This window comes from Methanocalculus alkaliphilus, from assembly GCF_024170505.1.
Taxonomy (GTDB): Archaea; Halobacteriota; Methanomicrobia; order Methanomicrobiales; family Methanocorpusculaceae; genus Methanocalculus; species Methanocalculus alkaliphilus.
Map to the genome: position 1 here is coordinate 144,019 of NZ_JALJYG010000001.1, position 20,419 is coordinate 164,437.

Consider the following 20,419-nt stretch of genomic DNA (forward strand, 5'->3'; position numbering starts at 1 on the left):
GAGGAAGGAGCATATTAGTCTTTATATGGGAACAGAGCTGCCAGGTTCGACGCGTGCTATCCCTTCGACGATACCGATCACCTCACATACCTCAGTGATGACGTAGTCTGCAGTATTGAAGAGGGCTTCGATCCGCTCGCCGGGCTGCTGCTCAGAGAGTATGGCGATATCCGACTCCCGCATTGCACGGAGGTCATTGATCCCATCCCCGACCATCAGCACTGTACTATACTCTTTCTTCAGATCCTGTACGATCTGTGCCTTCATCGTCGGGGTGGCGACCCCATAGATCCGGTCACGGGGAATGCCAAGATAATCACCCATCCTCTCAAGTTTTGAGCCCCGATCCCCGGAGGCGATGAAGGTGGCAACCCCCATCTGGTGCAGGCGCGTTATCGTCTCCTTTGCACCCGGGAACGGGCTCCCACCGGCTGTCAGGGTGAATTCGATGGATCTCGTCCTGATGTTGAGGATCGCACCGGAGTTGATGGCCATAATCGTCTTCTGCTTGCTGCACCTGACCCATACATCCCGGATCGTCTCCTGAAGATCACCAACAACAGCATGCTCCTCATGATAGAGTATAGCGGCTACATCATCCTGTGTGATAACCTTACGTCCACAGGAGACCCCAAAGTCGATACAATGATCTCGAAGAAACGCTGAGAGAAGCTGATCTTTATCCCCTTTCATCACATCCTCGGAATGGACATTGATGAGGATGAGTATCCGGTCGGCATCATCGAAGGTGAGCGTCGTACTCTCGACATCCCCAAGGAGTGTGCCTTCAAATACATCCTTTGCGGCCCGGTATGTCCGCAGGAGGGTTCCGGCACTATCAAAGACTACTGCAATCGTCATCGGATCAAGACCACCATTTATCTATACTATCGACGAGGGTTCTTATATGCCTCTTACTACGACAGCCGAAGCTATCAGGTCGATGGAGATCCGGGGTGCCGGACGTATAGCGCGTGCAGCAGCTGCCGCGCTCCGTGACCATGCAGGGACGATCACCACAGACGATCTCAGGGATTTCAGGGACGAGATGTATCAGGCAGCGTATCTCCTCCGATCCACCCGCCCGACTGCCGTATCGCTCCCAAATGCCATCCATATTGTTATGAGGGATCTCAGAACGGCAGGAGATGCAACCGATGCGCGCAGCGGGATTATCAGAAATGCCGGGGCGTTCATCAGATCCTCAGAGGAGGCGGTCAGGACGATCGGCATGATCGGAGCCAACCAGATCAGGGACGGCGACACCATTCTGACCCACTGCAACTCCGAAGCTGCTCTCGCCTGTATCATCGAGGCGAAGAGACAGGGGAAAGAGATAGAGGTCTTTGCAACCGAGGTGCGCCCCTGGAACCAGGGGAGGCTGACCATCGAGGCTCTTAACCATCATGAGATACCGACACATTTCATCGTCGATTCGGCAGTCCGGTTCTTCATCAATGATGTCGATCTCGCCATTGCAGGTGCTGATGCCATCTCTGCAGATGGATCGGTGATCAATAAGATTGGAACCTCACAGATCGCCCTTGCGGCCCATGAAGCCCGGACGAAGATGATCATCGCAGCTGAGACCTACAAATTCGCACCCCGGTCAAGTATCGGCCTTGAGATCCCGGTAGAGGAGAGGCCGGGATCAGAGGTGCTTCCTGATGAGATCGCGCAGAAATATCCCTTTGTCAGGGTGCGTAATCCGGTCTTTGACAGGACACCCGGGACCTATATCGATCTCATCGTCACCGAGGAGGGGGTCATTCCACCCGAATATGCACCGGTAATCATCAGGGAGCACCTTGGATGGCAGGTATCGGATTTTGAGGAGGAGTTCCGGCAAATGTAAGAAGAAGGGATATCCTTTTTTCTATCCATCATGCAAGATGAATGAGGAGATTGATCATGGGTATTGAATTTGTCAAATTACAGGGGAATGGCAATGATTTCATCCTCATCGACGAGATGAATGGAGAGGTCATTCCGGAAGAGATGAAGCCGAAGTTTGCGATGTTATTCTGTGACCGCAGGTTCGGGATAGGCGGGGATGGTGTCCTCTTCATCTCAAAGTCAGAGACTGCGGATATCAGGATGCGCCTCCTTCAGCCTGACGAGTCGGAGGCAGAGATGTGCGGAAACGGAATCCGTTGCCTCGTCAGGTACGCTTCTGACCGGGAATATGTCGGAGAGGAGTGTACGGTTGAGACGATGGCAGGCATCATGCCGGTGAAACTCGGATATACCGATGAGGGGGACTTCTTTGCAACAATTACGATGCCGATTCCGGCATTTGCCAGAAGTGAGATTCCAGCGACCGGAGAATCAGATGCCGACTATTCTGAGGAGATTGCCACCTATCAGGTCTATGCGGTCAATACCGGAGTCCCTCATGCAGTCGTCTTCGTCAGTGAGATAGGTGCCATCGATCCCGGGCAGATCGGTCCCGTCATCAGGAATCACCAGACCTTCCCAAAAGGTGCAAATGTCAACTTTGTCGAGAAGGTCGCCGACAGCACCCTCCGGATCCGGACATTCGAGCGCGGTGTCGAGAGTGAGACGATGTCCTGCGGAACGGGTGCAACGGCATCAGCGGCAGTCGCCCGAAAACTCGGCTATGTCGGCAACGACGTTCTGGTCGAGACGAAGGGCGGCCCGCTCCGAATTTCGTTTGGCGAGACAGTGACGATGACCGGACCCGCAGAGTCGGTCTTCATCGGTATGATCCAGCTCTGAGAACCGCCATATAAAAGTTAAAACGATGAGAGCCGGAATATTCCGGTCTCTTCTCCCTTTTCAGAAGATATATTCAGCAGATCCGAATGCCGTCTCCGGTGATGATAAAATCAAAATATTCCCCTTCCGGCCGTGAACGGTGTTTCACGACGATTGCACGCCTCTTCTCCTCCCTCCGTTCGATCCTGATGATCGCCTTTGAGATATGGGAGAGTGAGGTGCCTCCAAGGCCCGAGAACCGGTTTGTGGTGACATCCATATACACCTGATTGGTGATGAGCGCCGGGATCTCATGCTTGCGGGTGAGCGAGAGGAGATCGATCATCTGTCTCCCAAGTACCTTGAGCGCGTCACCACGCCGTTCCATCTCTGAGCGGTAAAGGGCTGTGGCAGAGTCGAGAACAATCAGCCCGATCTTCTTCTTTTGAAAGATCTTCTCTGCATCAAGGATCATCACACCCTGTTCGGCAAAGTCGATTGGTTCATAGAGGAAGAGCCGGGTTGCGAGATCCGCCGCAGGATCATCACCTCCTGCTACCTGGGTGAAGCGATCCGGAGAGAAGCCTTCGGTATCGAAGAAGATGACCCCCTCCCCCTCCCTGAGGGTTGCAACCGCAGCCATCAGGGCGAGGGTGCTCTTCCCGCTCCCCGGCTCCCCATAGATCTGGGTGATCATCCTCCGCTCAAGGCCGCCGCCGAGGATGCGGTCAAGATCGGGGCTTCCGGTTCGTACCCGGTTTATCTCCACCTCTCCAACTCCTTCCGTGCGGCATCCTCAGCCTGCCACTTCACCTCACGAACCGGGCGGCCCTGTCTCACAGCAGCCGCCAGAACTGCATCAAACTCCGCCTTGACGGTGAGGGTCTCCCCCTTCCATGAACCGACCTTGACCCCGATCTCATCCCCCTCAGGGAGCCTGACGGTGATAAACCGTCGATCTGCGATGAACCGGTGGACCGAGGGGATGCACCGGACACCGAGTGTTCCAAGCTCCTCTGCCAGGATCAGGGCGAGTCGTTCGGAGTCCTCCTGGCGGCAGATAACCCTGATGAGATGACCGGGACGCCCTTTCTTCATGATGAGGGGGCTGGCAGAGGCGTCCCTGGCACCTTCCCGGTGAAGGCGGGCGATAGTTGCTGCGATAACCTCGCCATCCGCATCATCGACATTCGTCTCAAGGATATCGACCCAGACCCCAAAACCCCCGCTCTCGAGGATCATCACCCTCAGAATGTTCGGGCGATCCGGGGGATCCCGGGTACCGGCACCATAGCCGATGGATGCAATCGTTCCATCAGCCGGAGCCTCCCCAGCAAAAGAGGAGAAAAACTCGGCAAGGAGTGCAGCACCTGTCGGGGTGGTCAGCTCCCCGGTCTCCTCCATGGAAGGACGGACGGTCAGTCCCGAATCCTGAAGGATGTATGCCGTTGCCGGAGCTGGAACCGGCATCCTGCCGTGCGCGGAGTTGATCGTTCCCATACCGAGCGGAACGGGAAGGACCGGGATGGTATCAGGGGAGAGGGAGAGGAGCGCGGTACATGCACCCACCACATCAGCTATTGCATCATCTGCTCCGACCTCATGGAAATGGGGATGATCACCATGAACACGCACCTCGGCTGCATGAATCCTCTGGAAGACCCGTTCGGCCATATTTTTCGCCTCATCAGGCGCATCAGCCATGGAGAGACGATCAAGCACCTCTTCCAGAGTCCGGGTACAGTCTTCGGCGCAGGTCTGAATATACGTCGCGGTGATCCCCCTCCGCTTCACCTTTGTGATCACCGGCTCACCAACGACCGATGCCATCGCTCGTCTAACGAGTTCTTCGTCTGCTCCTGCATCAAGGAGGGCTCCGATGATCATATCCCCGGCAGCACCATTCGCCGGATCAAAGAGGATTGTCCGCATCGTTAAACACTACTTATATGTCCGGATACCGATGACAATAAAGTAATGCCTGAAGTTTTTCTGAAAGTCGATTCTGCCTATCCCGAAGACCTTGGTGGAGGGAAGGCACGGCTCGATCCTGAGACGATGCTTGCCCTCCGTGTCTCGCCGGGAGACCTTGTGACCATCGAAGGAAAGAAACAGACGATCGCAAAGGTCTGGAGAGCGATGGCAAAGGACTGGGATCAGCAGAAGATCCGGATCGATAAGTTCACCCGTGAGAACGCATCCGTCGCCATCGGGGATCGGGTTAAAATCAAAAAGATCGAGGCGGTCATCGAGGCGAAGGAGATAGTGATTGCGCCGCCTGAAAACATCCCCCCGAATCTCCCGATCAGCATGGAGCATGCTGCACAGGGGCTCATCAACTTTCCAGTCTCCATCGGCGATGTCGTTCCCATCAGGGCGATGATGGTACCACAGCTTGTTGAGTTCAAAGTCATCAGTATCGAGCCCGAGGATGCGATGATCATCTCCAGAAATACCCAGATAATGATATCTGACAAGCCGGCTGCCGGATTTGAAGGGCTCAAGCGGATCAGCTATGAGGATATCGGAGGGCTGAAGGATGAGCTCCAGCGGCTCAGGGAGACGATAGAACTCCCGATCCGTCACCCCGAGCTCTTCAAGACCCTGGGTATCGAGCCGCCAAAGGGTGTCCTCCTCTACGGACCTCCGGGAACCGGCAAGACCCTCATCGCACGTGCAGTCGCCAACGAGTCAGGTGCACATTTCATCTCAATCGCCGGACCGGAGGTGATCTCAAAGTACTACGGAGAGTCTGAACAGCGCCTCCGGGAGGTCTTTGAGGAGGCAAACGAGAATGCGCCATCGATCATCTTCATCGATGAGCTCGACTCGATCGCACCGAAGCGGGAAGATGTAACCGGAGAGGTCGAGCGTCGTGTCGTGGCACAGCTTCTGACGATGATGGACGGGCTTGAGGAGCGGGGGCAGGTCGTCGTCATCGGGGCGACGAACCGCCTCGATGCCATCGATCCCGCACTCCGGCGACCGGGCCGGTTCGATCGCGAGATCGAGATCGGGGTCCCCCCGACGGCCGACCGGGAGGAGATCCTGAACATTCATACCCGCGGAATGCCGCTTGACGAGACGGTCAGAATCGATCTGATTGCCACCCAGACACATGGATTTGTTGGTGCGGATCTTGCAGCCCTCGCCCGCGAGGCGGCGATTCGCTCACTCCGCCGTCATCTGCCGATGATCGATCTTGAACAGGAATCAATCCCCCAGGAGATCCTCGACGAGTTGAAAGTGACCGGAAATGACTTCCGGGAGGCACAGCGTGAGGTATCGCCGTCTGCCATGCGTGAGGTGATGCTTGAAGGTACCAATATCCGCTGGTCCGATATCGGTGGCCTTGCCTCAGCACGGCAGGAGATCCGCGAGGCAGTCGAACTCCCGCTGACCGAAAGGGAGAGATTTGAGGAACTCGGGATACAGCCACCAAAAGGTGTCCTCCTCTATGGACCCCCCGGAACAGGCAAGACCCTTATCGCAAAAGCGGTCGCGACCGAGTCAGGTGCAAACTTTATTCCAGTGAAGGGTCCGCAGCTCCTCTCAAAATGGGTTGGTGAGAGTGAGCGGGCGGTCAGGGAGATCTTCAAGAAAGGAAGGCAGGTTGCGCCATCGATCATCTTCTTCGATGAGATGGATGCCCTGACACCGGCCAGGGGAGCCTCAGGGGAGGCATCCCACACCATCGAGAGCGTCCTCAACCAGATCCTCACCGAGATCGACGGGATCGAGGAGATGCGGGACGTCGTTGTGATGGGCGCGACGAACAGGCCGGATATCGTCGATCCCGCCCTTCTTCGCCCAGGGAGATTTGACCGGCTCGTCTATATCGGGGAGCCTGACAGAAAGGACCGTGAGATGATCATCAGGATCCATCTCAGGAGTATGCCGGTCGAGGGAGATCTCATCGAGGAATGGGTTGATCTCCTCGAGAACCTCGAGTATAGTTGTATCATTTCGGTCTTTGAGTCGATCGGAACCGGATCAGAGGTGACAACTGATGCGATCCGATCCGCGGCAGCGGATCTTCCACGAAAAGAGGAGAGGCAACTGAAGCGATCGGAGATCAGGAAGCTCATCTTCGAATGTATCCCAAGATGTGATCAGCAGTATTCAGATCCTGCCCGTACTGATCTCATCACAAAGATTGCAGACCAGACGGAAGGATACGTCGGATCTGACCTCGAAGGGCTCTGCAGGGAGGCAGGGATGCTTGCGATGCGTGAGGGAGTATCCAGGGTTGCTATCAGGCATTTCGAAGCGGCATTTGAGAAGATCCACCCCACAATGAATGAACGCCTGGTAGAATACTATAAACGAATCCAGCAACACTTCAAGGGCGGTCTTCCAAAGCAGTCACAACCGATTGAGTACCAGTAACTACTTAACAGAAGGGGAGGAAACCCATCTCCCCATGGTACCTGAGACAGAGAAGGAGCACTGGTCTTCAGGATTAGGATTTATCCTTGCTTCAATCGGTGCTGCGGTCGGTATCGGAAATATCTGGCGATTCTCGACGCATGTGGGTGAAAACGGAGGAGGGGCGTTTCTACTCCCGTTCCTCCTTGCCGTCTTTGTTATCGCCCTCCCCCTGATGATCCTTGAGATCAAGGCCGGCCGTGCGCTTGCCGCAGATGTCGTCACTGCTTTTGAGAAGGTCCATCATCATTTCGATAAGGTGGGCTGGCTCTTTATTGCAGTCGGTTTTGTCATCCTCAGCTATTATCTTGTTATCACCGGGTGGACACTCGCCTTCGTCTTCTTCTCCCTGCTCTCCACTGATGGCTGCTTTGAGACATTTACCGGGAGCTATGCTCCGGTCGCCTTCTTCATCATCTCCGCACTCCTGACAGGCGGTGTGGTCGCTCTTGGTGTTAAGGAGGGGATCGAGCGGATTGCCCGCTGGTTCATCCCACTCAGCTTCTTCATCCTGATCGGCCTTGCGATCTACGTCATCACCCTTTCAGGGTACCGGGAGGGGATCGAATTCTTCCTCACCCCTGACTTCTCTGTCCTCTCTGATCCCATGCTCTGGGGATCCGCCTTCGGCCAGGCATTCTTCTCCCTTTCTGTCGGCACAGGTATCCTCCTCACCTATGGATCCTATCTGCGGCGAACCGTTCCTATCGCCCGTTCTGCCGTCTATATCACCCTTGCTGACCTCACGGTTGCTATCCTTGCCGGATTGATCATCTTTCCGATCGTCTTCACCCATGGATTATCTCCTGCAATGGGGGCTGAACTGACCTTCGTCATCCTCCCACAGGCATTTGAGATGATCCCCTATGGCGCGTATGTGGGGTTTGCCTTCTTCCTTCTCCTCTTTGTATCCGCACTGACGGCAACCGTCTCGATGATCGAGATGCCGATTGCATCGCTTATTGCGCGGAGAGGGATCTCAAGGAGGAGAGCAAGCCTTCTGCTGACCGGAGGGGTACTCCTGATCGGCCTCCCCTCAGCACTCAGCTATTCCGCGATGAACCTCTCGGTACAGGGCATTCCGATTCTTGATCTCCTTGATGAGACCGCCGGGACATTCGGCCTCCCGTTGACGGCACTCGCAACAGCAATCGCGTTTGCATGGCTCCTTGATCCCCACCTCCTTCGGGAGAAGGGCGGGATGAAGGGGCCGATCCCCCATTTCATCCTTTGGGTATGCAGGTACGTCATCCCGGTGGTGCTGGTTGTCACACTCTTCATCCTGACAATGGATCTGCTGACCGGGTGATCGATACCCTGATAGAGAATGATCGCATATGCTCATCATAAATGCAGAACGATGATGAGATAGCCACCTCCATGCTTGAGACGGCTGCGATAGTGACCCGTGTCGCCGGGCGGATCAGAGAAGAGAGGGCAGAGGAACTGATATCCCTGATCCTCTCAGGGAAGCGGATCTATGTCACCGGTGCCGGGCGATCGGGACTTGTCGCAAAAGCCTTTGCGATGCGGCTGATGCACCTTGGTTTCACCTGTTATGTCATCGGTGAGACGATCACACCTGCATTTGAGTCCGGGGATGTGCTGATCGCCTTCTCCGGATCCGGAGAGACGAAATCTGTGGTGAATACCTGTGAGAAGGTCCGGGAGCTGGGGGGAATCATCTGTCTCATTACGGCAAACATAGGATCCAAAACCTGGAAGGACGCGGAGATCGCAATCGATCTCGGGGAGTCGTCCGGGGATCATCGGATATCCCCACAGGAGTATGAGATCCGCCAGATCACCGGGCAGTACCGCTCTGCATCCGTTCCGATCGGGCGGGGAGCTGTCTTTGAGATGGTCGCACTCATCTTCTCTGATGCCATCATATCAGCCCTGATGAAGGCACGCCACCTTGATCCCGAAGAGGTCAGGCGGCGGTTCTCAAATATGCAATGATATCCCCTTTTTATTGATATCCCTGGCAGCAGCGATGGCGGTTGAGAATGCAGCCTGGAGATTGTATCCCCCGGTATCGCCATCGATATCGAGGACCTCCCCGATGAAATAGAGGTTCTTCACGAGCTTTGACTCCATCGTCTTTGGTGAGACCTCATCAAGAGCGACACCCCCCCGGGTCACCATCGCCTCTTCGAATCCACCGACCCTCCGTACCTGAAACGGCCATGCCGTGAGGAGGGAGACGATTGCGAGGCGTTCCTCCCGCCTGAGATGGGCGATGGTGCAGTCATCCGCAACCCCCGCCGTAACGATGAGCTGCTGGATGAACCGCACCGGGATCGGATACTGTGCAAGGATCGTCCTGACGAGTCGCTTTCCCCCGGTTGCCTGCCCTTCGGTGAGGATTCTGTTGATATCCCCCTGGCTCTTCTCAGGAAGGAAGGCAACCCGTACTGTGTCACCCTTCCTGATGAACCGTGACGCATGAAGGATCACCGGGCCGGAGAGGCCTTCGTGGGTAAGGAGGAGATCACCGGAGACCTTTCTGATGATCTTCCCCTCACGCTGGATCGAGACGGTGAGATCATCAAAAGAGATCCCTGCAAGATCAGAGAGCGGGTACTCCTCAGGATAGACCGGTGAGAGGGCCGGGCCGATCTCTTCGATCCGGTGGCCGAGTGATTCGCCGAAACGGTAGCCGTCCCCGGTCGATCCGGTGGAGGGGTAGGATGCCCCCCCGGTTGCGATGATGAGGATATCAGTCTCCACATCCCCGCTTTCGGCTTCAAGGATGAACCGATCTCCGGTTCGGGATACCGCAGTGACCGGGGTTCCGGTGCGTATCTCAACACCCCGCTCCCGGCAGGCAGTGGTCAGGATGGAGAGGATATCTGAAGCCTTCCCTGATGCAGGGAAGATCTTGTTGTTATCATCGGTGATGACCGGGCAGCCATGCTCTTCAAAGAAGGAGATGAGATCCCGGTTGGTATATCCCCGGAGACATGCTTTGAGAAAAGCTCCGTTATCACCGTAATGGGGGAAGAAGTCGGCGATACCACCATCATGGGTAATATTGCACCGTCCCGACCCGGTGATGAGGAGTTTGCGCCCCGCATGAGCCTTCTTCTCACAGACGATGATCCGCAGGCCCTCCGCTGCGATATGAATGGCTGAGAAGAGTCCGGCCGGCCCGCCCCCGATGATACCGATGACCGTCTCTGCCATCAGCACTCCGGACAGGGCTCTCTCTTTGCCATACGTATCGCCTCCCTCAGTTCCGCAGCTGCTGATCTGACATCCTCGAATCCGAGGACCGCCGAGATGACAGCAACACCATCTGCCCCGGCAGCGATGACCGGGGCGACATTTCCTCTGCTGATCCCGCCGATGGCAACCAGCGGAAGGGAGGAGGCCGATCTGATCGATCTGAGTGTTGCGATGCCATGGCCGTTCCCGGCATCATCCTTTGAGGTGGTGGGAAAGATCGGGCTGAGAGCGATATAATCGGCACCGGCCGCCTCGGCCAGTTCTGCTTCGTCCGGATTTCCAACCGAGCACCCGATAATGAAGTCTGGTGGTGTAATCCGGCGTGCCTCTCCAACCGCAAGATCCTGCTGGCCGAGATGAACACCATCCGCCATCGAGGCAAGGGCAATATCCACCCGATCATTGACGATGAACAGGGCGCCTGCCTCAAGGGTGAGCGCCCTGATCTCCGAAGCCACCTGATAGAGCCGGCGGGAGGGCATCGTCTTGTCGCGGAGCTGGATCACATCCGCACCGCCTTCAAGAGCCATCCGTGCAAGCTCGGTATGGGATCTCCCAAGGCCTACCGCCTCATCGGTGACGATATAGAGATCAAATGCCACGCCGGATCTCCACCTGCATCCCTTCTCTGAGATCCTCAGGTGAGAGGGAATAGAGGGCATCAAAGAGCCCTGTCCGGAATGAATATGGTCCTGCGGCTCCGGGGGCAGCTATCTCCCCGGCTCTGCCGAATGCCACAAGTGCCGCAACGGCAGCCTTCGACGGAGATGAAGCAACAGCAGCAAAGGCCCCGACGAGAGATGCTGCCATGCATCCTGTTCCCGAGAGGCGATCCATCATGGGATGGCCGTTTCTGATGAGATAGACCTCGCCATCACCGGTGACGACATCGACCTCTCCGGTCATGGCGACGATGGTCCCTGTCACCTCTGCGCACCGGCGGGCAACATCGACGGGATCACCGGAGCAGCCATATGAATCGACACCCCGGACAGTGCCACCGCTCCCGGCAAGGACACCGATCTCGCCTTCATTCCCCTTCAGAATTGTCACGTTGCACTCCCTCAGGATACGAAGTGCACTTTCGGTCCTGAGCGTCGTCGCCCCGACACCGACCGGATCAAGGATGACCGGAATTCCACGCTCATTTGCGGCCTTCCCTGCGATGATCATCGCGTCAACCTGGCCAGGCCAGAGGGTTCCAATGTTCAGAACAAGTGAAGACGCAATTCCTGCCATCTCCCCAGCTTCTTCTGCGGCGCCCGCCATTACCGGCGCAGCACCGGCAGCGAGGGTGATGTTTGCACAGTCATTGATGGTGACGGTGTTGGTGATATGATGGACGAGAGGCCGTTCCTTACGGACCTCAGATAAGAGCTCTCCACAGTGCTGTTTCACATGTACGTATTGGTTATGAAGAGAGAAAAGTGGTATGGAAGGGGAAGCGCATACAGAGTATCCTCTCTTCAAAATAATCCGATTGGTTTATATACACCCATGATAGTTTTCCTATTATTCCGGAGAGCTCCTATGCACCAGATTTCTGCCCTTCACCGTACCATCCTGATCTTTTTTGTCTTCTGTATACTCTTCATCGGAGGAGCCGGAGCAACAGGCCCGGCAGTCATCATCACTGATCATTCCGTTACCCCTGCGGTCCTGATGCCCGGGGAGCAGGGGCTCATCAGGGTAACCCTGATGAATACTGCAACAACCGCACAGAAGACGGATGCAACGATACTCACTGCCGTTCAGACAGTAACATCATCGGAGAGTGCAGATGTGCCGCTGATCGTCGAGAGCGTCTTCCTGGACGGGCGTGGCGATATTTCCGTTCTGGATGGTAATGCAGCCTTCACAGGTGTCATCGGGCCGGGCCAGTCCATTGATCTCACCTTCCTGATCAAAGCCCCGGAGAAGGAGGGGGTCTTCTTTCCACGCCTGAGGGTACGGGTGAAAGGCGGCGAGAGTACTATCTACCCGATACCGGTAAATGTCAATATGCCGATCTCCCATATCAGAATCCCGGATATCCAGATATCACAGCGGGATCTCCCGTTTGTCCAGCCCGGTGAAACAATCAATACAGAACTCACGGTTGAAAATATCGGAAAGAGCCCTGCACATGATATCCTCATCTCCCTAGGAGATGGTGAGGCGATGATCGCCCCTGTCGGGGCCAGGGCATCATCATCCCCGATACTCCCATCGGGAAGCGATCTGATGATGCCACTCTCATTCCGTGTCAGCAGGGAGATAGAACCCGGGCTCTACTCACTCCCGATAACTATCCGTTATCACAGAGTTGATGGAACGCTGGTGCAGGAGACGGCATCATACTCTGTTGATGTGCGGGGATCAGCCGCACTTGCCATCTCCTCGGTGAGGACAGAACCTGTTACACTCACAGCTGGGGAGCAGTTCAATCTCGTCATCAGGCTTGAAAACACCGGAACGGGAAGAGCTACCAGCGTCTATGCAGATATTGATATTCCGATGAGAGGGAGCCGTGAAGCCTTCATCGGAACGATCCGCCCGGGAAATGATGCTCCGGCGGTCTTCCGACTGACCGCCGGTGAGAGCGGGGATATCCCTTATACACTCACCGTCCGGTACTCTGATGATTATGGGGATCATGAGAGCAGGGAAGATCTTATCCAGGTTGTACAGAGCAAAGGATTTGTTCTTCCCATCGCTGCTGCCATTCTCATACTGATCATCATCGGAGCATCAGGCTATTATCTGCTCAAAAAGAAGAGAACGGAGTGACCGGGCGTGTTTTCATGGGTACGGGTCTCACTCTTCCTTGCCTGGCGTGCAATTCGGCGGGGAGGGAAGACCGGGATGCTCTTAAATATCCTCATCATCGCGATGGTCTTCACCAACATGATCATCTTCTCCGGATTTATCGGAGGGGTTGTTGTTCTTTTCCATGACCAGACGGTCGATTATGTCACGTCAGACATTGTGATACGCCCCGATCATGATGAACGGACACTCCATCATGTGGATGAACTCATGGAGCGGATCAACAGGGTGCCGGGTGTTGCCCGTGCATCAGCCCGGTATTCGATCGGCGGAACCCTGACGCATAAAGGATCGATGGTGAGTGTCCCGGTAACGGCGATCAATCCCCGGGATGAAGTGGAGGTCACAAAGATTCACGAACATATGATACAAGGAAGTGACTTCCTCTCCCCCGGCGACGATGGTATCCTGCTTGGGATGTTTGTTGCTGGCCATGAGGATCCCGGCATGGACTTCTTTGATTCACTCGGGGGTGTCCGGGCAGGCGACTCTGTTGAGGTGATGTACGCAAACGGTGTCGGCAGGACATACAGTGTGAAGGGAGTGTTTGCGACAAAATCCTATCAGGCAGATTACATGGCTTTCATCTCATGGGAGGAGATGAACGAGGTTCTGGGGTTTGAGAATACAGAAGCGACAGAGGTGCTTGTCAGGGCATCAGGGGGTGAGGATCTCGGCCAGGTGAAGATGCGTCTTATGGAATATGGAGTCCAGGAGCGGGTTGAGACCTGGGAAGAGGCGATGCTCCTTGAGATAGATGATATGGTGGAGACCTTCCTGATCATTGACCGTATTGCAATCGTCGTCAGTATGATCATTGCGATTGTCGTTATAGGAATCGTCTTTACGATCAAGACCATCAACAACCGCCGACAGATCGGCATTCAGAAGGCGATCGGGATCACAAACCGAATCATCATCGGCGGATATCTGATGCAGGCACTCTTCATCTGGTTGTTTGGCACCATCCTCGGGATGGTGATAGTGAATCTCCTGATGGTCTACTTCTCGGCACATCCGCTTGAGTTTCCTGATGGGGATGTCTCTCCGATCTTTGAGATGTCGGTGATGCTTATGAATGCGGGGTGGCTGGCACTTGCATCCGGGCTTGCCGGATTAATACCGGCATGGCGGATCACCCGGGAGAATACCCTTGAGGCGATGCGGGGATGATTGAATGATCGAAGTGACTGATCTCACAAAGACCTACCGGATGGGGGACGTGCTCGTTCATGCATTAAACGGGGTGAGCATCAAGATCGGTGAAGGGGAGTTTGTCGGTATCGCCGGTGCGTCAGGGAGCGGGAAGTCGACACTCTTTCATATGATCGGCCTTCTCGATACACCGACAGGCGGTTCCATCTCCATCTCCGGACAGAATGTCCTCAGACTCTCTGATTATGAGAAGACTCTGTTCCGGCTGGAATGGCTCGGTTTTGTCTTTCAGGAGTATGCTCTCTCCCTGGAGCTGACCGCATATGAAAATGTCATCCTCCCGCTGATGGCGCGAGGTATCCCCGAAGACGAGATGGAGAGCAGGGCCCTGACCATGCTTGAGCATGTGGGGCTGGGTCCACGGGCCGATCATCTTCCAAAAGAGCTCTCCGGCGGCGAACAGCAGCGGGTCGCCATTGCCCGCGGGCTTGTCAATGATCCTGCCATCCTGCTGGCCGATGAACCGTGTGCAAACCTTGACTCAAAGAACTCAAAAGCTGTCCTTGACCTCATCAGGGAGATCAACCAGGAGAATAATCAGACGGTGCTGATGATATCGCATGAAGACTGGCATCAGCAGTATTTTGATCGTCTGATCCGGCTCTCAGATGGGAAGATTGTGGAAGGGTGAGGGGGTACATCACGTTTGTTTTACTTCAAAGTAGACCACCCGGTCATATGTATCAGGTGGTAGCAGGCCCTCAACTGCTTCTTCAGCAACATCCCTGGTTTTCCCTGCTTATAAGCGTGAATGTATCAAAGAGGTTACAGCATGAGTAGGTATGCCTTTTTCTGATTGTTTATCATTATAGTTCGCAATACTCCGTGCCTCTTCCCGAATGCCCGCCTCAGGGCAGGTTCTACGGGATACGGGATGAAAAAGATGGATGGGGGCCTGCATTCACTCTTTTCTGATCAGAAAAGCCGCAACTGCCAGGATCCCCCCGATGACCGGTATCAGCGCCATTGAGGATCGCTCAGCAGGGACCGGCTCCCCGGGTATAGATGCTGCCTCAGGATCGACCGTCTGTTTATTATGCCTGATGACCCCGGGGAGAGAGTCCACATCGGGGAGTGAACGCGGGAAGTTGGTAAAAATAACCCTCTCAGCCATGATCCCATGGTCATGGAGCGCCTCTTCGATGCCTTTTGCCATCTCGCCTGACTGCATGTTCTCAATGACATAACGGACATTGCGGTACTGCTCCGGGTCGGCATTGATAGCATCGATCACCTTCACCGGGGTGTGCCGGCCCTGCATATAAAATTCCGGTCCGAATATCGAGACGACATTGAGCCCAAGCCAGGACTCTGCCGCCTCACGCTGCCAGACCATCACAATGACATCCTGGCCCCCGATTCTCTCCTTCTCTCCGCCACTCAGATCCTCTGCCTCAATCGACCTGAGATATGCACGATAGTTCACCTCAAAGTCCTCCCCATGTGCCGGATTAAGGCTGATCAGGATCTCTTTAATCTCCTCGGCAAATGTCGATGCCTGCTCAGGGGTGTTCCAGATCTGCTGATCAGTTGTTATCCAGTCCGGCGTTCTTCCGAAGTTTGCATCAAGGAACCTATCAACAGCCTGTTTTGCGATATTGTCCATGGTCGGGGAGTTGTGGTGGAAGAAGTATTCTGCCTCCACAATGGCATCTTTCTGCATCTGGATTCGTGTATCGATGATATCACCCTGAAGATGCGGGCAGACGGTCGGATCGGCAATTGTGGTGACGCTGACATGATCCCCCCCGATTGCGGAGATGGGGTCAGCATAGACGGTCGTTGTTGCCACGATATTCATTGCTCCGGCAGCCGGCACTCCGGCAATGAATAAAACGAAAAGGATGAAAAGTAGTTGTTTCATTGTACTCATTTCTATCAATGAGTTATGGTATAGTACACATATTAATAAATTATCATTTACCCTGAGGAACTCCTTTTGGCACCCTCCGTTTCGGAGAGATGATCACGGCGATGACGAAGAGGGCACTGAATGATACAGCGATCAGCGGGGCTACCGGGAGGGAGTAAGAAAGCCCGATCCAGGCTCCTGTAACACTTACCGTTCCGGCGACTGCTGGCGCAAGGATGAAGAGCCCCCGGACGGAGTTACAGAACTGGTAGGCTATCGCTGCCGGTGTGACGAGCCAGACATAGAGGAGGAGCCCGCCGATGATATGGATTGAGAGTGCAACCGTGATGGCGATCATAAAGAGAATTGCATAGAGGATCGGCCGGACCCTGATACCTGAAGCCTCCGCAATCTTTCTGTTGAATATCACGGCTGTTATCTCCTTGAAGAAAACAATGACAAAGAGGACCGCCAGAATGGAGATGACGGCAAGGGCATAGATATCAGATCGATACAGTGAGATGACATTCCCAAAGAGGAGTGCACTGGTATTGACACCTGTCGTATGATACTGCATGTAGGCAATGAAGAAGATTGCAACAGCCATCGTCATCCCAAAGAGTATGCCAAGGATTGTATCGGTCGGCATCCTTGCCTTATCAGAGAGCGGGCCAAGAAGGAGTGCCAGTGTCAGGCTTGCCAGAATGGCGGCAATGGTCCCGTCAACTCCGAAGAAGAGCCCGGCAGCGGCACCAGCGAATGCCGCATGCGCCATCGTAAACCCGATTGACGAGATGTTCATCTGGGTGATGATCACCCCGAGGATACTGCAGGCAATTGAGGCGAAGAGCATCGCTTCGACGGCACGGCAGATGATATTGTTTGCGATGAAGAGATCAAGCATTTGATCGACCTGAGAGACCACGCACCCGCCCTTCAACCTCCGATGCCGAACAGGTGTTGTTAAAGGTGATTGTGCCATCATTCATCACAATCACGCGGATCGATCCATTCTCCGGCAGTGCATCGAATGCATGAGAGACCATTACAATGGTACATCCACGCCTGGTGAGATCAGCAAGGATCCCACATATAAAGTCCCGTGTGGCGAGATCCAGGTTGGAGAACGGCTCATCCAGGAGGAGGATATCCGGTTGCTTGGCAAGGCTCTGGGCAATGAGCACCTTCTGCTGCTGCCCCCCTGAGAGCTTTCCAATCGGCCGGTCGGCGAGATCCCGTATTCCAAGCAGATCCATCGCCTCTTCAGCGATCCGCCGGTCCTCTTCACCCGGCCTCCTTCCATATCCGAGGAGGCCAAACCGCCCCATCATCACCACATCGGAGACGATGAACGGCGCAAGAGGATCGAAACTGAAGTTCTGAATGACGTAGCCAACCCGCCTGCGAACGCTATTGCCATCCTTTGCAACATCGATTCCGCCTGTGACAACCCGCCCACTGACAATCGGGAGCAGGCCGTTAATCGTCTCAAGCAGTGTCGTCTTCCCCGCCCCGTTCGGTCCGCCGATAATGACAAACTCGCCCGGATTGATCGAGCAGCTGATCCCCCGAATCACCGGGAGTGCCGACCCCTCGTATGCCGTCTGAACATCGGAGAGTTGGATCATCCCCTTTGTCATCTGACACTCCCGCCTTCACTCGTCCCGATGCTGAAGAGATCAGCGTCATCATAGCCAAACATCGCCTCGGCGAGGCCCTCGACCCTCGCTTCGTAATCCTTCCCGTCTCCAATCGTTCCCTCGGGTATGGTGAATGGGTGCGGAATAATTCTGAGAATCTCCCCATCCCGTTCAAACTCGACAGCAACTGTGTCAGACACGATGATCTCGATGTTCCGCTTCCCCAGTGTACACCCACTGCCAAGTTGGATACCGTCTGCGAGACAGGACTGGGGTGGCGTTCCTGAGCAGTAGATGCGTGCCCTGAGATCGAATGGATTATTGCAGAAATTATCCCGGACGTACGTTCCAATCCTGTATCCAATGACGATGAAAGGCCCAAGATGGCCATGAAATGCTGCGAGATCCTCTAATGAGAAGTCCTGTTTGAGGTGCATGTACCTGCAATGATCATGGTTCTGCATGATGATCTGTATGCATTGATGTTATAAAATAGTGGTTTGATGCTACGATGATGAGTGGAATCACGGAGGTCAATGAGATACAGATACGAGACACACCTCAAACAGAAGATCCCTGGTCCTGTCAGGTTCGTGTCAGATGAGTATCCGTTATCCTGCAGTCCATACTTCTGAGACACAAACTCAGTCGAAGGAAATTTTATGGTGTCGTGAAAGATAGTATAACAAAATACGGGAGATGAAAAATGCAAATACAGCTTACAGCCATTATTGAAAAGGAAGGCGATGGCTATGTATCATTCTGCCCCGAATACGACATTTCAAGCCAGGGTGATACAGTTGAAGAAGCCCGTAATAACCTTCATGAGGCCTTAGAGCTCTTTTTTGAAACCGCATCTCCTCAGGAGATTCAGTCACGATTCGCCCCGTTTTAATCCACTCCAGGCTATGCTTCCACTGGGGAGATAGATCAAATTTCAGCTTCATCCCAAGATCCCGAACCTTCTTTGGCACCTCAGTGATCTGGTCAAACCCGTCAGGGAGATTGGCATCAATTCAAGAATAACAAAAAAAAGAAAAATCATTTGGATCAATGATGATCCAGCGACGCCGCCAACAGGACTCGAACCTGTGACATACTGGTTAACAGCCAGTCACTCTACCAACTGAGTTATGGCGGCACAGAGTTGCCTAAAATAATTGCCCTTCAAGACATTTAAACATTCCCAATACCATCACGCTTCATCGCCTCAAGGGTGGCGATGAGGAGATCAAGTTCTTCAGAGAGGCTGGCGAGCATCTGCCTCGTCTCCGGGGTCGCATACGCACCCAGGGGAGAGGGGCGGATATATCCCATCTGTTCAAGGACTCGCAGGGAATAGCGCACCCGGTGCTGGGGCTCTCCGAGAACATCGGAGAGCTTGATGATCCCGATCGGTTCATGTGCCACGACCGCACGGGCAACCATCAGGTGCCGGCGGATCAGGTCAATCTCATCACCGATCTTTTCAAGCACCCGGTATCAACCCCATATAACCCCTTTATGCGGACTTTCCATGAATATCAAGCCACTTCTTCGTCTCAATGTAACTCTTCCGGGTGACAACTCCGGTAACCACCGCGATAACCGCAAGGGCGGCAACAACCGGCATTCGGAGCGCATATTCCGGAGGGACGATGAAGAAGATAAGAATAGCTGCTGCAACAGAGAAGATGAGGACATTAAGCATCATGACGAGCTTAATATACTTAAACTTGAAGATTTGCCTGGCTGACTCATCCATGGATCATTATATGCCCTGCCAATAGATAGCATGCACGATCATAAAAGCCGGTCCAGATAGTGGATTTAAGGAACCCCCCATGGAAGACCAGAAATGATATTGGTTCTCAAAATTCGGGCATCAATAAAAGATATAACTATATTTGATCACTTCATACTCTAGTGTTGAACCATGCGGGCGAGTCGCTTCTTCTGGCTGATGGCAGGAATGATCCTCGTCCTCCTTCTTTTTGTTAGTACATCCGGATGTGTTGAAAACAATGACCTTGATTCGGAATGGAAGGAGGTGCGATCATCAAAGGAAGCACACAGGAACAGCCTTGACAGCTATATCCTCGTCTATACGATCGGCATCGATCTCTGGAATATCGAACTCGACTCTGCCACACCAAACACCCGGATCCTCAGAACCCAGATTATGCGTGAAGAGACCTTCCTCATGGATCTTGCCGGAAAGCACCTCCTCCTCTCATCTGATGTCGTCAGGTATTCTGAGGTTGCAGAGAGCCTCGAAGGGGGAGGCAGGGATGATGCGATTGCCAATGCCTGGGATCTCCGGGTATATGATGAGGAGATGTGGAATGCCCAGAACGCCTTCATCGGCCGCCTCTCATCCCTCTCCCACTATATCGACGAGGTCGAAGCGGGCCGGGGGGAGAGCAGGGAGGCGATTGCATACCTTGAGAGCGGAAACACCCTCTCCCGGGATGCGGCATCCGCAATCAGCCGGGCAGATGCAGCATTCGCCCGGGCAGAAGCACGCCAGACCTGATCCCTTTTCCGA

The 20,419-nt window shown here is 54.4% G+C and carries 22 protein-coding genes and 1 tRNA gene; 10 read left to right on the forward strand and 13 right to left on the reverse strand.

Features of this window, described 5'->3' with window-relative positions; translation table 11 throughout:
• Window positions 1–21: 21 nt before the first annotated feature.
• Window positions 22–861, reverse strand: a complete 840-nt coding sequence (locus tag J2T58_RS00860; RefSeq protein WP_253486700.1) for an HAD family hydrolase — start codon at window positions 859–861, stop codon at window positions 22–24.
• A 46-nt stretch (window positions 862–907) separates the two neighbouring features.
• Here J2T58_RS00860 and J2T58_RS00865 point away from each other — a divergent pair, with 46 nt between their 5' ends.
• On the forward strand, window positions 908–1,855 hold the full coding sequence (locus J2T58_RS00865; protein ID WP_253486701.1) for a ribose 1,5-bisphosphate isomerase: 948 nt from the start codon (window positions 908–910) through the stop codon (window positions 1,853–1,855).
• 56 nt (window positions 1,856–1,911) lie between these two features.
• Window positions 1,912–2,739, forward strand: a complete 828-nt coding sequence (dapF, locus tag J2T58_RS00870) for a diaminopimelate epimerase (protein WP_253486702.1) — start codon at window positions 1,912–1,914, stop codon at window positions 2,737–2,739.
• Between the two features lie 73 nt (window positions 2,740–2,812).
• On the opposite strand, the gene radB is transcribed toward dapF, so the two are convergent.
• Window positions 2,813–3,487, reverse strand: a complete 675-nt coding sequence (gene radB / locus J2T58_RS00875) for a DNA repair and recombination protein RadB (RefSeq protein WP_253486703.1) — start codon at window positions 3,485–3,487, stop codon at window positions 2,813–2,815.
• The gene (larC, locus tag J2T58_RS00880) at window positions 3,478–4,650 is read right to left on the reverse strand and encodes a nickel pincer cofactor biosynthesis protein LarC (protein WP_253486704.1); all 1,173 of its coding nucleotides are present in this window, start codon (window positions 4,648–4,650) and stop codon (window positions 3,478–3,480) included. The genes radB and larC overlap by 10 nt, the downstream gene beginning before the upstream one ends.
• 45 nt (window positions 4,651–4,695) lie before the next feature.
• Here larC and J2T58_RS00885 point away from each other — a divergent pair, with 45 nt between their 5' ends.
• The 3 genes from J2T58_RS00885 to J2T58_RS00895 are packed head-to-tail and all read left to right on the forward strand — an operon-like array spanning window position 4,696 to window position 9,108.
• Window positions 4,696–7,107, forward strand: coding sequence for a CDC48 family AAA ATPase (locus tag J2T58_RS00885; protein ID WP_253486705.1), 2,412 nt, complete (start codon window positions 4,696–4,698; stop codon window positions 7,105–7,107).
• A 34-nt stretch (window positions 7,108–7,141) separates the two neighbouring features.
• Window positions 7,142–8,455 carry a sodium-dependent transporter gene (locus J2T58_RS00890; RefSeq protein ID WP_253486707.1) on the forward strand — a complete coding sequence of 438 codons (1,314 nt, stop codon included), beginning with the start codon at window positions 7,142–7,144 and terminating at the stop codon, window positions 8,453–8,455.
• A gap of 41 nt (window positions 8,456–8,496) precedes the next feature.
• Window positions 8,497–9,108 (forward strand): SIS domain-containing protein, encoded by a 612-nt coding sequence (locus J2T58_RS00895; RefSeq protein ID WP_253486708.1) that lies wholly within the window; start codon window positions 8,497–8,499, stop codon window positions 9,106–9,108.
• Here the strand turns inward: J2T58_RS00895 and J2T58_RS00900 are convergent.
• From J2T58_RS00900 to thiM, 3 genes are read right to left on the reverse strand one after another with little or no spacing between them, the layout of a single operon-like run.
• On the reverse strand, window positions 9,094–10,335 hold the full coding sequence (locus tag J2T58_RS00900) for a BaiN/RdsA family NAD(P)/FAD-dependent oxidoreductase (protein WP_253486709.1): 1,242 nt from the start codon (window positions 10,333–10,335) through the stop codon (window positions 9,094–9,096). The genes J2T58_RS00895 and J2T58_RS00900 overlap by 15 nt on opposite strands.
• Entirely contained in the window at window positions 10,335–10,979 is a 645-nt protein-coding gene (thiE, locus tag J2T58_RS00905) for a thiamine phosphate synthase (RefSeq protein ID WP_253486710.1), read from the reverse strand. The genes J2T58_RS00900 and thiE overlap by 1 nt, the downstream gene beginning before the upstream one ends.
• On the reverse strand, window positions 10,969–11,775 hold the full coding sequence (gene thiM / locus J2T58_RS00910; protein ID WP_253486711.1) for a hydroxyethylthiazole kinase: 807 nt from the start codon (window positions 11,773–11,775) through the stop codon (window positions 10,969–10,971). Before thiM ends, thiE begins: the two co-directional genes overlap by 11 nt.
• 132 nt (window positions 11,776–11,907) lie before the next feature.
• On the opposite strand from thiM, the gene J2T58_RS00915 reads away from it, so the two are divergent.
• Genes J2T58_RS00915 through J2T58_RS00925 form a run of 3 tightly spaced genes read left to right on the forward strand, consistent with a single transcriptional unit; the run spans window position 11,908 to window position 15,031 of the window.
• Complete coding sequence (locus J2T58_RS00915) at window positions 11,908–13,146, forward strand: COG1361 S-layer family protein (RefSeq protein WP_253486712.1); 1,239 nt, start codon at window positions 11,908–11,910, stop codon at window positions 13,144–13,146.
• A 6-nt stretch (window positions 13,147–13,152) separates the two neighbouring features.
• Window positions 13,153–14,358 (forward strand): FtsX-like permease family protein, encoded by a 1,206-nt coding sequence (locus J2T58_RS00920; RefSeq protein ID WP_253486713.1) that lies wholly within the window; start codon window positions 13,153–13,155, stop codon window positions 14,356–14,358.
• 4 nt (window positions 14,359–14,362) lie between these two features.
• A complete protein-coding gene (locus tag J2T58_RS00925; protein ID WP_253486714.1) occupies window positions 14,363–15,031 on the forward strand; it encodes an ABC transporter ATP-binding protein in 669 nt (222 codons plus the stop codon).
• Between the two features lie 270 nt (window positions 15,032–15,301).
• Here the strand turns inward: J2T58_RS00925 and J2T58_RS00930 are convergent, their stop codons facing one another.
• Genes J2T58_RS00930 through J2T58_RS00945 form a run of 4 tightly spaced genes read right to left on the reverse strand, consistent with a single transcriptional unit; the run spans window position 15,302 to window position 18,356 of the window.
• Window positions 15,302–16,264, reverse strand: a complete 963-nt coding sequence (locus tag J2T58_RS00930; protein WP_253486715.1) for a metal ABC transporter substrate-binding protein — start codon at window positions 16,262–16,264, stop codon at window positions 15,302–15,304.
• 52 nt (window positions 16,265–16,316) lie between these two features.
• Complete coding sequence (locus tag J2T58_RS00935; protein ID WP_253486716.1) at window positions 16,317–17,177, reverse strand: metal ABC transporter permease; 861 nt, start codon at window positions 17,175–17,177, stop codon at window positions 16,317–16,319.
• Window positions 17,149–17,892 (reverse strand): metal ABC transporter ATP-binding protein, encoded by a 744-nt coding sequence (locus J2T58_RS00940; protein ID WP_253486717.1) that lies wholly within the window; start codon window positions 17,890–17,892, stop codon window positions 17,149–17,151. Before J2T58_RS00940 ends, J2T58_RS00935 begins: the two co-directional genes overlap by 29 nt.
• A complete protein-coding gene (locus tag J2T58_RS00945) occupies window positions 17,889–18,356 on the reverse strand; it encodes a formylmethanofuran dehydrogenase subunit E family protein (protein WP_253486718.1) in 468 nt (155 codons plus the stop codon). Before J2T58_RS00945 ends, J2T58_RS00940 begins: the two co-directional genes overlap by 4 nt.
• A gap of 242 nt (window positions 18,357–18,598) precedes the next feature.
• Between J2T58_RS00945 and J2T58_RS00950 the strand changes: the two genes are divergently transcribed.
• Window positions 18,599–18,787 carry a type II toxin-antitoxin system HicB family antitoxin gene (locus tag J2T58_RS00950; RefSeq protein WP_253486719.1) on the forward strand — a complete coding sequence of 63 codons (189 nt, stop codon included), beginning with the start codon at window positions 18,599–18,601 and terminating at the stop codon, window positions 18,785–18,787.
• 173 nt (window positions 18,788–18,960) lie between these two features.
• Here the strand turns inward: J2T58_RS00950 and J2T58_RS00955 are convergent.
• The 3 genes from J2T58_RS00955 to J2T58_RS00965 all read right to left on the reverse strand — a co-directional run bounded on the left by J2T58_RS00955 (window position 18,961) and on the right by J2T58_RS00965 (window position 19,636).
• A tRNA-Asn gene (locus J2T58_RS00955) sits at window positions 18,961–19,033 on the reverse strand.
• 35 nt (window positions 19,034–19,068) lie between these two features.
• On the reverse strand, window positions 19,069–19,368 hold the full coding sequence (locus J2T58_RS00960; RefSeq protein ID WP_253486720.1) for a hypothetical protein: 300 nt from the start codon (window positions 19,366–19,368) through the stop codon (window positions 19,069–19,071).
• Window positions 19,369–19,393: 25 nt separating this feature from the next.
• The gene (locus tag J2T58_RS00965) at window positions 19,394–19,636 is read right to left on the reverse strand and encodes a hypothetical protein (protein WP_253486721.1); all 243 of its coding nucleotides are present in this window, start codon (window positions 19,634–19,636) and stop codon (window positions 19,394–19,396) included.
• 171 nt (window positions 19,637–19,807) lie between these two features.
• Between J2T58_RS00965 and J2T58_RS00970 the strand changes: the two genes are divergently transcribed.
• Window positions 19,808–20,407, forward strand: a complete 600-nt coding sequence (locus tag J2T58_RS00970) for a hypothetical protein (RefSeq protein ID WP_253486722.1) — start codon at window positions 19,808–19,810, stop codon at window positions 20,405–20,407.
• Window positions 20,408–20,419 lie beyond the last annotated feature (12 nt).

What these genes read in the sequence shown, in the direction of transcription:
- J2T58_RS00860 (WP_253486700.1), bottom strand. Translation starts at nt 861, where the DNA reads ATGACGATTGCAGTAGTCTTTGATAGTGCCGGAACCCTCCTGCGGACA.
- J2T58_RS00865 (WP_253486701.1), top strand. Translation starts at nt 908, where the DNA reads ATGCCTCTTACTACGACAGCCGAAGCTATCAGGTCGATGGAGATCCGG.
- dapF (WP_253486702.1), top strand. Translation starts at nt 1,912, where the DNA reads ATGGGTATTGAATTTGTCAAATTACAGGGGAATGGCAATGATTTCATC.
- larC (WP_253486704.1), bottom strand. Translation starts at nt 4,650, where the DNA reads ATGCGGACAATCCTCTTTGATCCGGCGAATGGTGCTGCCGGGGATATG.
- J2T58_RS00885 (WP_253486705.1), top strand. Translation starts at nt 4,696, where the DNA reads ATGCCTGAAGTTTTTCTGAAAGTCGATTCTGCCTATCCCGAAGACCTT.
- J2T58_RS00890 (WP_253486707.1), top strand. Translation starts at nt 7,142, where the DNA reads ATGGTACCTGAGACAGAGAAGGAGCACTGGTCTTCAGGATTAGGATTT.
- J2T58_RS00895 (WP_253486708.1), top strand. Translation starts at nt 8,497, where the DNA reads ATGCAGAACGATGATGAGATAGCCACCTCCATGCTTGAGACGGCTGCG.
- J2T58_RS00900 (WP_253486709.1), bottom strand. Translation starts at nt 10,335, where the DNA reads ATGGCAGAGACGGTCATCGGTATCATCGGGGGCGGGCCGGCCGGACTC.
- J2T58_RS00915 (WP_253486712.1), top strand. Translation starts at nt 11,908, where the DNA reads ATGCACCAGATTTCTGCCCTTCACCGTACCATCCTGATCTTTTTTGTC.
- J2T58_RS00925 (WP_253486714.1), top strand. Translation starts at nt 14,363, where the DNA reads ATGATCGAAGTGACTGATCTCACAAAGACCTACCGGATGGGGGACGTG.
- J2T58_RS00930 (WP_253486715.1), bottom strand. Translation starts at nt 16,264, where the DNA reads ATGAAACAACTACTTTTCATCCTTTTCGTTTTATTCATTGCCGGAGTG.
- J2T58_RS00940 (WP_253486717.1), bottom strand. Translation starts at nt 17,892, where the DNA reads ATGACAAAGGGGATGATCCAACTCTCCGATGTTCAGACGGCATACGAG.
- J2T58_RS00945 (WP_253486718.1), bottom strand. Translation starts at nt 18,356, where the DNA reads ATGCAGAACCATGATCATTGCAGGTACATGCACCTCAAACAGGACTTC.
- J2T58_RS00950 (WP_253486719.1), top strand. Translation starts at nt 18,599, where the DNA reads ATGCAAATACAGCTTACAGCCATTATTGAAAAGGAAGGCGATGGCTAT.
- J2T58_RS00965 (WP_253486721.1), bottom strand. Translation starts at nt 19,636, where the DNA reads ATGGATGAGTCAGCCAGGCAAATCTTCAAGTTTAAGTATATTAAGCTC.
- J2T58_RS00970 (WP_253486722.1), top strand. Translation starts at nt 19,808, where the DNA reads ATGCGGGCGAGTCGCTTCTTCTGGCTGATGGCAGGAATGATCCTCGTC.